Annotated in this window: 6 protein-coding genes; all 6 read right to left on the bottom strand. The window is 72.5% G+C overall.

From position 1 onward, the window contains the following. Positions 1-3,747, bottom strand: a 3,747-nt coding sequence (locus tag IH00_RS44535; protein WP_420710961.1) for a type I polyketide synthase, incomplete at its 3' end; no start/stop codon positions are given. A 6-nt stretch (positions 3,748-3,753) separates the two neighbouring features. Continuing rightward, positions 3,754-4,635, bottom strand: a complete 882-nt coding sequence (locus IH00_RS0132885) for an SDR family oxidoreductase (protein ID WP_052411826.1) — start codon at positions 4,633-4,635, stop codon at positions 3,754-3,756. 64 nt (positions 4,636-4,699) lie between these two features. Beyond that, a complete protein-coding gene (locus tag IH00_RS0132880; RefSeq protein WP_031079730.1) occupies positions 4,700-5,914 on the bottom strand; it encodes an aminotransferase class I/II-fold pyridoxal phosphate-dependent enzyme in 1,215 nt (404 codons plus the stop codon). Positions 5,915-5,980: 66 nt separating this feature from the next. Beyond that, positions 5,981-6,559: a DUF2867 domain-containing protein gene (locus IH00_RS0132875; RefSeq protein ID WP_031079729.1), complete on the bottom strand. Its 579-nt coding sequence runs from the start codon at positions 6,557-6,559 to the stop codon at positions 5,981-5,983. Between the two features lie 90 nt (positions 6,560-6,649). After that, positions 6,650-7,972, bottom strand: coding sequence for a cytochrome P450 (locus IH00_RS39145; RefSeq protein ID WP_052411824.1), 1,323 nt, complete (start codon positions 7,970-7,972; stop codon positions 6,650-6,652). 179 nt (positions 7,973-8,151) lie between these two features. Beyond that, on the bottom strand, positions 8,152-11,022 hold a 2,871-nt coding region (locus IH00_RS0132865; RefSeq protein ID WP_031079727.1), incomplete at its 5' end, for a type I polyketide synthase.

Here is an 11,022-nt window from a genome sequence, read left to right as displayed (position 1 = left end):
GTCGCCCGCGAGTCCGCCCTGCCGGGCGAACTCGTCGAACATGCCGGGTGTGGACATGATCGTCGCACCTCCGGCCAGTGCGAGGGAGCTCTCGCCGGACCGCAGGGACTGCCCGGCCATGTGCAGTGCCACCAGCGACGACGAGCACGCGGTGTCCACGGTCACGGCCGTGCCCTCGAGGCCGAGGGTGTAGGCGACGCGACCGGAGAGCACGCTGGCCGCGCCTCCGGTCAGCGCGTGTCCGGCCAGCTCCTCCGGGACCTCGGACAGGCGCGGCAGGTAGTCCTGGCCCATGGCGCCCAGGAAGACACCGGTCCGGCTGCGGCGCAGCGCGGCCGGGTCCTGCCCGGCGTGCTCCAGCGCTTCCCATGCCGTCTCCAGCACCAGCCGCTGCTGCGGGTCCATGGACAGCGCCTCGCGCGGGCTGATGCGGAAGAACCCGGCGTCGAAGTCCCCGGCGTCCCGCAGGAAGCCGCCGACCCTGGCGTAGTCCGTGCCGGACCGCGGCCACCCCCGGTCGTCCGGGAAGGGCGTGATGGCGTCCGTGCCGTCGGTCACCAGCCGCCAGAGGCCGTCCGGGGACGTCACGCCCCCGGGGTACCGGCAGGCCATGCCGATGATGGCGATCGGTTCGTCGGATGCGGTGGACCCGGCGGTCTCGTTCGCGTGCTCCCCCGGCCCGGCCCCGGACAGCTGCTCCCGCAGGTGCCGCACCACCTCGCGCGGGGTCGGGTGGTCGTAGATCAGCGAGGCCGGCAGCTGCAGCCCGGTCGCCCGGCCCAGCCGGCCGCTCAGCTCCACCGCGGTCACCGAGTCGAAGCCGAGCTCGCGGAACGTGCTGCCCGTGTCGACCGCCGCGGCGCCGGCCAGTCCGAGCACGGCCGCCACGTGGGAACGGACCGTCGCTGCGAGGTCCTGCTCGGCGAGCCGGCCGGACCCGGCCGCCGCGGACCGGGGCTCCGCCGCGGCGGACGCCGTGACCGTGGTCGCGATGTCGGGCCGCGGTGGTTCGGGCTGTTGGCCGTGTTCTCCGGAGACCCAGAAGGACTGCCGCTGGAACGCGTAGGTGGGGAGCGGGACGCGGCGAGCGCCGTCGAACAGCGGCCGCAGGTCCACGGCGACGCCCTTGGCGTGCAGCTCGGCCATCGAGTGCAGCAGGCGTCGCGACTCGTTCTCGTGCCTGCGCAGCGTGCCCTGCACCACCACGTCGTCCACGATGTTCTGGATGGACATGGTCAGCACCGGCTGCGGGCTGACCTCCAGGAACACACCGTGGCCCGCGTCGGCCAGCGCGGTGACGGTGTCGGCGAAACGTACCGGCTCACGGAGGTTCCGGTACCAGTACTCGGCGTCCAGCTCGGCCACGTCCATCCGGCCCGCCCGCACGGTGGAGTAGAAGGCGACACCGCTGTCGGTCGTGGCGATGCCCTCGGCGATCGCGAGGATCTCGTCCCGGATGGACTCCACCTGCGCCGAGTGGGAGGCGTAGTCGATCGGGATCACCTTGGTGCGGATGCCGCGGGCCTCGCACTCGGCCTTGACCTGGCGCACCGCCGCGATCTCGCCGGAGACGACCACCGCGTTGGGGCCGTTGACCGCTCCGATGGAGACCCCGTCCCGTCCGGCGATGTGCGCCGCGATCTCCTCGGCGGGCATCGCGAGCGACACCATCATCCCGCGGCCGGAGATGCCCGCGTTGATGGCCCGGCTGCGCAGGGTCGCCAGCCGCAGCCCGTCGGCGAGGGAGATGATGCCCGCGGCGCAGGCCGCGGCGGCCTCGCCCTGGGAGTGGCCCACGACGGCGTCGGGCACCAGGCCGACCGAGCGCCACACCTCGGCCAGCGCCATCATCACCGAGAACAGCGCGGGCTGCACCACGTCCATCCGCTCCAGCGCGGCCTCGTCACCGAGCACGTCGCGCAGCGACCAGTCGACCATGTCGCCGAGCAGTCGTTCGCACTCGGCCATGCGGGCGGCGAACACGGGCGAGGAGTCCCACAGTTCCAGGGCCATGCCCGTCCAGTGGGAGCCCTGGCCGGGAAAGACCCACACGACACCGGGTGAGGGGGTGCCCGAGCCCTCCACCACGTTGCCCGCCGGTTCGCCCGCCGCCAGCGCGGTCAGGCCGGCCAGCAGTTCGGTGCGGTCGGCGGCGACGACGACACCGCGGTCGGAGAGCACCGACCGTGTCGTGACCGTGGACCAGCCGACGTCCGCCGGGCTCAGGTCCGTGTCGGCGGCCACCCGGTCCCGCAGTCGCGCCGCCTGGGCGCGCAACGCCTCCGGGGACCTGCCGGAGACCACGACCGGCACCGGGCGGGAGGGGTGTTCCGCCGCGGATCCGGGCGCGGCCCCGGCCGCCGGTCCGGCGGGAGCGGTCGCCGCGGGGGACGCGGTCGCGGCGGGTGGCGCGGCGACGACGACGTGGCAGTTCGTGCCGCCGACGCCGAAGGAACTGACACCCGCGATCCCCGGGGCGCCGTCCGGGCCGTCCGGCCAGGGACCGGTGCCGGTGTTGACCTCGAGGCCCCACCGCGCCATCGGGATCGCCGGGTTCGGCCCGGTGAAGTTGAGGCTCGCCGGGAGCGCACCGTGCTTGACCGACAGGGCGACCTTGATCAGTCCGACGACACCCGCGGCGGCGTCCAGGTGCCCGATGTTCGTCTTCACCGATCCGACGAGGAGCGGTTGCCCGGCGTCCCGGCCCGCGCCGAGCACCGAGCCCAGCGCGTTCGCCTCGACCGGGTCGCCCACCCGGGTTCCGGTGCCGTGCAGTTCGACGTACCGCACCTGCCGGGGGTCCACGCCGGCCCTGGCGTACGCCTGCCGCAGCAGCGCCTGCTGCGCCCGGCCGCTCGGCACGGTCAGGGCCTCGTCGTCGCCGTCGTGGTTGACCGCGCTGCCGAGCAGGACACAGGCGATCGGGTCGCCGTCGGCGATCGCGTCCTCGAGTCGCTTGAGGACGACGACGCCGGCGCCCTCACCACGCACGAACCCGTTGGCGCGGGCGTCGAAGGTGTGGCTGCGGCCGTCCGGGGACAGCGCGCCCGCGCGGGCGAAGGCCAGGGTGTTCTCCGGCGCGAGGTTCAGGTGCGCACCACCGGCCAGGGCAAGCCGGCTCGCCCCGGACAGCAGGCTCTCGCACGCCATGTGCACCGCGACCAGTGAGGACGACTGGCCGGTGTCCACGGCGAGGCTGGGTCCGTGGAACCCGAAGGCGTGGGAGAGCCGGTTGGCGATGAGCCCCCGGCTCAGCCCGGCCAGGGAGTGGTGGGAGACGGCGTCCGTGCCGTACCGCTGCACCAGCGACGCGTAGTCGTCGCCCGTGGCGCCGAGGAAGACCGCGGTGTCGCTGCCGCGCAGCTCCTCCGGCACCAGGCCCGCGTCCTCCAGCGCCTCCCAGCCGAGCTCCAGCGCCAGGCGCTGGCGCGGGTCCGTGGCGACGGCCTCGCGCGGGGAGATCCCGAAGAACGCGGCATCGAAGTCGGCCACCCCGTCGAGGAAGCCGCCCCTGCGGTACGGCGCCAGGTCGGGGACGTCGTACCACCGGTCCGCGGGAGCATCGGTGATGGCGTCCACCCCGTCGCGCAGCAGGCGCCAGAAGCCCTGGACGTCACCGGCCCCCGGAACGCGGCACGCCATGCCGACCACGGCGACGGCGCGGTCCCCCGTGCCATCGGTCCTTCGCTCGCCCTGTTTCACTGTCTCCCTCTCCTGTATCCCGCGCGGTCGGCCATCGCCACGCATGAACTTCTACGGTGTGCGGACGTCGCCCGCGGCTGCGTATCCGGCCGGCCGGTCCCGGCGCACCTTGCGGACGGTGCGGTCGACGAACCACTCGAGCGCGCCGGGCAGCATCACGGAGACGGCCGAGCCCACCCGGTTCACCGCACCGGGCACCATCCGGGTCTTGCGTCGTTCGATCAGGCGGATGATCCCGGCCGCCACCTGTTCGGGCGGCATCAGCTTCATGGCCTTGGAGAACTCCTTGGTCTCGACCGGCAGCCGCGGCCGTTCGTACGCGTAGTGCGGGGTGTCCACGTCGGGCGGGCAGATGAAGCCGACGTGGACGTCGTACGGGTTGAGTTCGGCACGCAGCGCCTCCAGCAGGCCGCGCACGGCGAACTTCGCCGGGCTGACGGCCGTGTAGCCGAAGGTGCCGGCGATCCCGACGACCGCGGACACGCCGATGACGGTGCCGCGCCGGCGCTCGATCATCGACGGCACGACCGCCCGGACGGGCCACAGCGTGCCGAAGTAGTCGGTCTCCATGACCTCGCGGAAGGCGCTGTCCGGCAGGTCCTGGAAGTAGCCCGCCTCCGTGATGCCCGCCGAGGTGACCAGGATGTCGCACGGTCCCTGACGGGCGGTCAGCTCCGTGATCGCCTTCTCCACCGCGGCCCGGTCGGTGACGTCCGCCACCGCGGTGGCCACCCGGGCGCCGCTCTTCGCGAGCTGCGCCGCGGCCTCGTCCAGCCGGGACGCGGTACGCGCGATCAGCGAGACGCGTGCGCCCCTGGCGGCCAGCAGCCGGGCCGTGGCCAGGCCGATCCCGCTGGAACCACCCGTCACGACGGCGTGCGTACCGGGACCTATCGCCCGGGCGGACCGCCCTTCGGCCTTGTTCCCCTTCATCTGTGCAGACCTCTCCCAACCCAGTGAGGACGAGCGTGGACATCCGGTGCGAACCCGGTGGTGGTCAGAAGAGCTTCTTGTCCCGCAGCTTCTTGGAAACCTCGATGAAGTGGTCCAGCTGTTCCTCGGTGTGCGAGGCGTTGATGATGATGCGCAGCACGGCCTGGGCACGCCGGGCCGCCGGGTACACGTACGGAGGGACCCGGATGTCGTGCTCGAGGTAGGCGCCGAACAGCTGGAGGCACTTGTGCTCGTCGCCGACGACGAGCGAGGTGAAGCAGGTCTCCGTGTCCGTGATCGGCAGGTCCTCGTCGAGCAGCCGCTTGCGGAAGTCGGCGACCTTGGCCAGGTAGTTGTCGACGATCTCCGGCTCCTCGTAGGCCAGGAGCCGGGAGATGTAGGCCGTGCCCGCCGCCGCGGGAGCCAGCACACCGGCGGTGAAGGCGCTCGCGCCGGAGAGCAGTTCGAAGGAGGTGATGGCGTCCTTGGGGCCGGCGATCAGGCCGCCCTCCAGGCCGACGGCCTTCTTCAGCGACACCATGATGAAGGTGGACCGGAGCAGCCCCTGGTACTCCTGGTGGAACTTGCGGTGCGGCGGCCCGTAGACCATGAAACCGTTCGCGTCGTCCACGTACGAGAGGGCCCCGTACTTCTCGCAGACGTCGACGATCTCGTGCATCGGCGCGACCACGCCGTCGATCGAGTACACCGACTCGAAGACGACCACCACGCGCTTGCCGCGGAGCTTCTTGAGGATCGCTTCGAGGCTCTCCACCGAGTTGTGCTCGAAGGCGAACAGCCGCTCGCCGAACTTCAGGTTCTCCGCGGACTTCCACAGCGACCAGTGCGCGTCCCGGTCGAAGACGAAGACGACGTCCCGATTCACCATCGAGAGGCCCTTCATGAGCGACTGGGTGCCCGCCATCGCGCTCATGAAGCCGATGTTGGCGAGTGTTCCGGTCGCGAAGCTGATCGCCGACTCCTTCTGGAGGTAGTCCGCGATCGTCCGCTCCATGTCGATGTGCGGGGGCATGACGCCCTGGAGGATGCGGCTGCCGCCGGTGGCGAGGCCGTACTGCTGGGTGGCGTCGAGGAGGACCTTCATCACGTCCTCGCGGCGCTGGAGGTCCAGGAAGTTGACCGACGCGAGGTTCGTGATCATCCGGTCGGTGCCGTGCACCGGTCCGGGTATCACTCCGGACACCGGCGGCTCGGCCATGCCGGCCGCCCGGATTCCTTCGGCGAACTTCTCGAAATTCCAGCCTGGCAGGGTAGTCATCGCGGGTGGAGCCTCGTTTCTTGTGGGTGCAGTCAGCGGGCCGTGCGCCGCTGAGCTGCGGGGATGTCAGGTGTAGTGCGGCCAGTTCTTTCCGACCGCACGGCTCAACTGGGGGTAGACGAAGAGGCGGCGCAGGGGCTTGCCACCGGTTCTGTAGGCCTGTCCGAGCAGACCGTTGGGTTTCCAGAGCGACGCCATCTGGGCGTAGTAGGTGCCCGTGCCGTCCGGGACCCAGCCGATGTGCATCAACGCGTGCACGGTCCGGTTGGCCAGCTCGGCCACGTACTCGGTGTCCGTCTGGTAGACGGCGGTGAAGGGGAGCGAGGCGAAGTCCGGGCCGCGCGGCCCGTCGCGGAGGTCCTCCGGGAGCCTGTCCCGGAGGGACCTCACGCGGTGTCCCACGCCCTCGCTCTCCTGGTCCCACCCGAACAGCCGGCCGAGCGTCCAGCGGACCCGGAAGAGGTTGCGGATGATGAAACCCGAGTTCTCCTCGTCGCCGTTGGCCGTGAACCCCCGCACGAAGCGCGCGAGTTCGTCCGGCCCGCCGGGTGTCGGCAGGGCCCAGACGTCCTCCACCTCGAAGTCCGGTGCGAACTCGTGGATCCGCCACGGTCTTCCGGTGTACTCGCTGTTCGGGACCCTCATCGGGTGTGCCCCATCCGTCCGTTGTCGCCGTGCCGGCCCGTCCCTGCGACGGCGGCCACTGTGGCAGGCCCCTGGGCCGCGCCGGCTCTGCTAACCGCCGGCCTCCGCCACGCGCCGGGGCCGGTTCCTCCGGGGCCGGAGCTCCAGGTGGGCCCCGCGCTTCGGCGTCATGGTGACGGAGCGGCCGACCGGCACCTCCGGTGTCATGTCCGGCCGGTGCAGGTCGCACGTGGTCAGCAGCTCGCGGAGCACCTCCTTCATCTCCACCATCGCGATCCGGTCGCCGAGGCAGCGGACCCGGCCGCCGCCGAACGGGATCCAGGTGGAGGTGCTGGGCTTGACGCCGAGGAACCGCTCGGGCCGGAACGCGTAGGGGTCCGGGTAGACCCTCGGGTCGTGGTGCACCAGGTAGGCGCTCGCCCAGAGCATGGAGCCCGGTTCGTAACGCACCCCGCCGATCTCGATCGGCTTGACGACCTCACGGGGGATGATGTGCGGGTTCGGGGGCCACCTGCGGAGCGACTCGATCACCGTGGCCGTGAGGTACTCGTCACTGGTGCCCTCGTCGATCTCCGCGAGGAGCCGCTCGAACACGGCCGGTTCACGGGTCAGGTGCTCCAGCGACCAGCAGATGGCCGCGGCGGTCGTCTCGGTGCCGGCGACGAACATGGTCATGATCTCGTCGCGCAACTCGACGGCGCTGAGCGGAGTGCCGTCCTCCGTCGTCATGCCGAGCATCATGGCGAGCATGTCGTCGCCGGGCTCGCCCGAGTTCACGCGCTCGGCGATCGCCTGGGCGATCAGTTGGTCGCAGCGGTCCCGGTTCTTGAAGAAGCGGTCGAGGCCCAGCGGCCGGATCGCCCGGAGCAGGCGGACGCCGAGCGGCGACATCTCGTGCGTCTCGATCATCGTCGCGACGCTCGCGTTCAGCTTGAGCATCTCCCAGATGACGTCGAACAGCTCGTCCCAGCAGGACGGCACGTGCTTGCCGAAGACGACCTCGCGGATCACCTGGATCGTGAACTTGTGCACGTACGGGCGGAGGGCGACGGCCTTGCCGCGCGGCCAGCCCGCCACGGCCTCCCGGGCCATGCGCCGGACCGCTTCCTCCGTCCGCTGGTGCGCGCTGCCGCGCACCGAGGGCATGATCCCCTTGCGCCGGGCGAGATGCTCCTTCTCGTCCAGCCAGGCCAGCCCCGTCTGGCCGAAGAACTTCTCCAGCGAGGCGCTGCCCCGTCCCGTGTGCAGGACGTCGCTCGGGGCGAGGAACATCTGCTTGACGTCCTCGGGGTCCGACAGCACGTAGAGCTTGTATCCGGGGAAGACCTTCAGCTCGAACTGCTTCCCGTACTTGCGGCGGCAATCCATCATGTACTCGCCGGGCCTGCGGAACAGCTGTACGTACTGCATCATCGTGGTCGTCCTCGGCCCCCGGATGCTGGATGCGGGAACCGCGGGCCTCTTCGGCCCGGTGTCGGTCGTGGTACTGCGGGTGTCCATTCCGTTCCGGCCCCTCGTGGATTGGTGTGGTGTGCGCTCGGTGTCGGCCGCGGCAGGCGGCTCGTCGGGGGTGGTGGCCCGGGCGGCCGGCATCAGCCGCTCACCGGGGCCCGGACCGCGGCCGCGAGGTCGCGCAACGTCTCGAGCAGCCCGGTCTCGCGCAGGTCCTCGATCGGGATGGCGGCGAGCATGGCCCGGACCTCGTCCTCCTCCGACAGCGGCGCGCCTCCCGCCGCCGGTCCGTCCTCGCCGGCCTGCTGCGCCACCAGGGTGAGCAGGTGCTCCGCGATCAGTTGCGGCGTCGGGTGGTCGAACGCGAGGGTGCCGTCGAGCTGCAGTCCGGTGAGCTTGTTGAGCTGGGTGCTCAGTTCGACCGCGCTCAGCGAGTCGAAGCCCAGCTCCTGGAGGTCGCGGTCCGGGTCGATCGTGTCGGCCGAACCGTGGCCGAGCACCACGGCCACCTGGGCACGGACCAGGTCCAGCACGACGCCGGCCCGGTCCGCCTCCGCGACGCCGGCGAGGCGCCGGGCGAGGGACTCGGTCGTCCGCGCGCGGCCGGAGGTCCGCACCAGGCCGCGCAGCAGGGCGGGCAGCAGCCCGGCCGACGACTGGCGCCGCAGCGCGGCCTGGTCCAGCTGGACCGGGACGAGCACCGGCCGGTCCAGGCCGAGCGCCTGGTCGAACAGCCCCAGCCCGAGCTCGGCGGACAGCGGGCGCAGGCCCATCCCCTCGAGTCGCGCGAGGTCGGTCTCGTCCATCCTGGCGGCCATACCGGTGGTGTCGGACCAGAGGCCCCACGCCAGTGAGACGGCCGGGAGCCCTGCCGCGCGCCGCCGCGCGGCGAGCGCGTCGAGCGCGGCGTTGGCCGCCGAGTAGTTCGCCTGGCCGGGGCTGCCGATCGCGGCCGCGGCGGAGGAGAACAACACGAACGCGGACAGGTCCATCCCGGCGGTCAGCTCGTGCAGGTGCCAGGCAGCGTCGACCTTGGGCCGCATCACCCGCTCGACCTGCTCCGCGGTGAGCGCCCCGACCACGCCGTCGTCCAGCACACCGGCCGCGTGCACGACCGCGGCCAGCGGCTCGTCCAGCGATGCCAGCAGTCCGGCGACCTGCTCGCGGTCGGCGGCGTCGCACGCGGCGACCCGCACGCGGGCGCCGAGCCGCTCCAGGTCGGCCACCAGCTCGTCCGCGCCCTCGGCGGCCCCGCCGCGCCTGCTGACCAGCAGCAGGCTCCGGGCACCGTGCCGCTCCACCAGGTGCCTGGCGAACACCGCGCCCAGGCCGCTGGTGCCGCCGGTCACCAGGACCGTTCCGTCGAACGCGGGCGTCGTGTCCGGCACCGCCGAGACCCGTGCGAGGCGCGGTACGCGTGCGCGGCCGTCACGGACCGCGATCCGCGGCTCGTCGAGACCGGCCAGCGCCGCCCAGTCCGGGTCCTCGGTCCCGTCCACGTCCACCACGACGAACTGGCCGGGGAACTCGGCCTGGGCGCTGTGCACCAGACCTCCCACCGCGGCCTGGGCGGCATCCGGCGCCTCGTCACCGACCGCGAGACCGCGGCGGGTCGCGACGATCAGCCGTGCGCCGGTCAGCCACTCGAGGGCCAGCCACCGCTGGACCAGGCCGAGCGCGTCGGTCACGGCTTCCCGTACGGCATCCGGCCCGTCACCGGGCGGTGTGGCGACCGTGGCGACGACCGTCTCCGGCGCCTCCGCGCCGTCGGCGATCGCCTGCTCCAGCGCGTCCAGGTCGGCGAACTCCTCGCCGAGGACCACCACGTGTGCCGTGGCCGGGGCGGGCGTGACCTCGCTCCAGTCCGGCTCGAACAGCGCGTTGCGCCTGGCCCGGCCCCCGTCGGCGAGCTGCGACGGCTCCAGGGGACGCATGTACAGCCGGTCCATGCTCAGCACCGGCTCGCCCTGCTCGCCGGCGATGTCGACCCGGAGCGCGGTGCCTTCCTCGGTCCTCACGCGGGCCCTGACCCGGGAGGTCCCGGTCGTACCGAGGCGTATGTGCGACCAGGAGAACGGCAGCAGCGCGGTCTGGTCGGCACCCCGCTGCAGCAGGCTGCCGTGCATGGCGGCGTCGAACAGGGCCGGGTGGATCCCGAACCCGTCGCCGCTGGTGCCGTCCGGGAGCGCCACCTCGGCGAACACCTCGTCGCCCGCGCGCCACACCGCCCGGACGCTCTGGAAGGCGGGCCCGTAGTCGTAACCGAGGTCGGACATGCCCGCGTAGAGCTCGTCGACCGACGCCTCCTCGGCGCCCGGGGGCGGCCACTGGACCGCCCATTCGGCTGCCACGGGCTCGGCCTCGGGGGCGAGGACGCCCCGCGCGTGGCAGATGGTCTCCGCCGGCTCGTCGTCCCCGCCGTGCTCCGGGCGGGTGTAGAGGGCGACGTCGCGGCGGCCGTTGTCGTCCGCCGGTCCGACGGTGACCTGCACCTGCCGTACGACACCGTCCTCCAGGAGCAGCGGTGCCTCCACCACCAGCTCGTCGAGGGCCGGGCAGCCGGTCCGCTCACCCGCGGCCAGCGCCAGTTCGACCAGTGCGGTGCCGGGAACGATCGTCACTTCCTGCACGACGTGGTCCTGGGTCCACCGCTGGATGTCGGTGGACAGGCGGCCGCTGAACAGCCACTCGTCACGGGTCCCCAGCCGGGTGGCGGCCGCGAGGACCGGGTGCCTGACCGGGCCGAGTCCGGCCGCGGCGACGTCACCGGTTCCCGCGCCGGTGGTGAGCCAGTACCGCTCCCTCTGGAAGGCGTAGGTGGGCAGGCCGACGCGGCGCGCACCGGTCCCCGCGTAGTACGCCGCCCAGTCCACCCGTACGCCCGCGTTGTGCGCCTGCCCGAGGAACCCGGCGAAGGTCTCCGCCTCCGGGTGCTCGGCCCGCAGCGCGGTCAGGAACACCGCGTCGTCGCGCTGCTCCAGGGTCTGGCGGGCCATCGCGGTCAGCACCGC

Origin of the sequence: Streptomyces sp. NRRL S-118 (assembly GCF_000716335.1) — a bacterium.
GTDB lineage: Bacteria > Actinomycetota > Actinomycetes > Streptomycetales > Streptomycetaceae > Streptomyces.
The sequence above is the reverse complement of the archived record's forward strand: the minus strand, read 5'-3'. Positions and strand labels throughout refer to the sequence as shown.

Coding starts and splice junctions, on each gene's coding strand:
- IH00_RS0132875 (WP_031079729.1), bottom strand. CDS start 6,559: ATGAGGGTCCCGAACAGCGAGTACACCGGAAGACCGTGGCGGATCCAC.
- IH00_RS0132885 (WP_052411826.1), bottom strand. CDS start 4,635: ATGAAGGGGAACAAGGCCGAAGGGCGGTCCGCCCGGGCGATAGGTCCC.
- IH00_RS0132880 (WP_031079730.1), bottom strand. CDS start 5,914: ATGACTACCCTGCCAGGCTGGAATTTCGAGAAGTTCGCCGAAGGAATC.
- IH00_RS39145 (WP_052411824.1), bottom strand. CDS start 7,972: ATGATGCAGTACGTACAGCTGTTCCGCAGGCCCGGCGAGTACATGATG.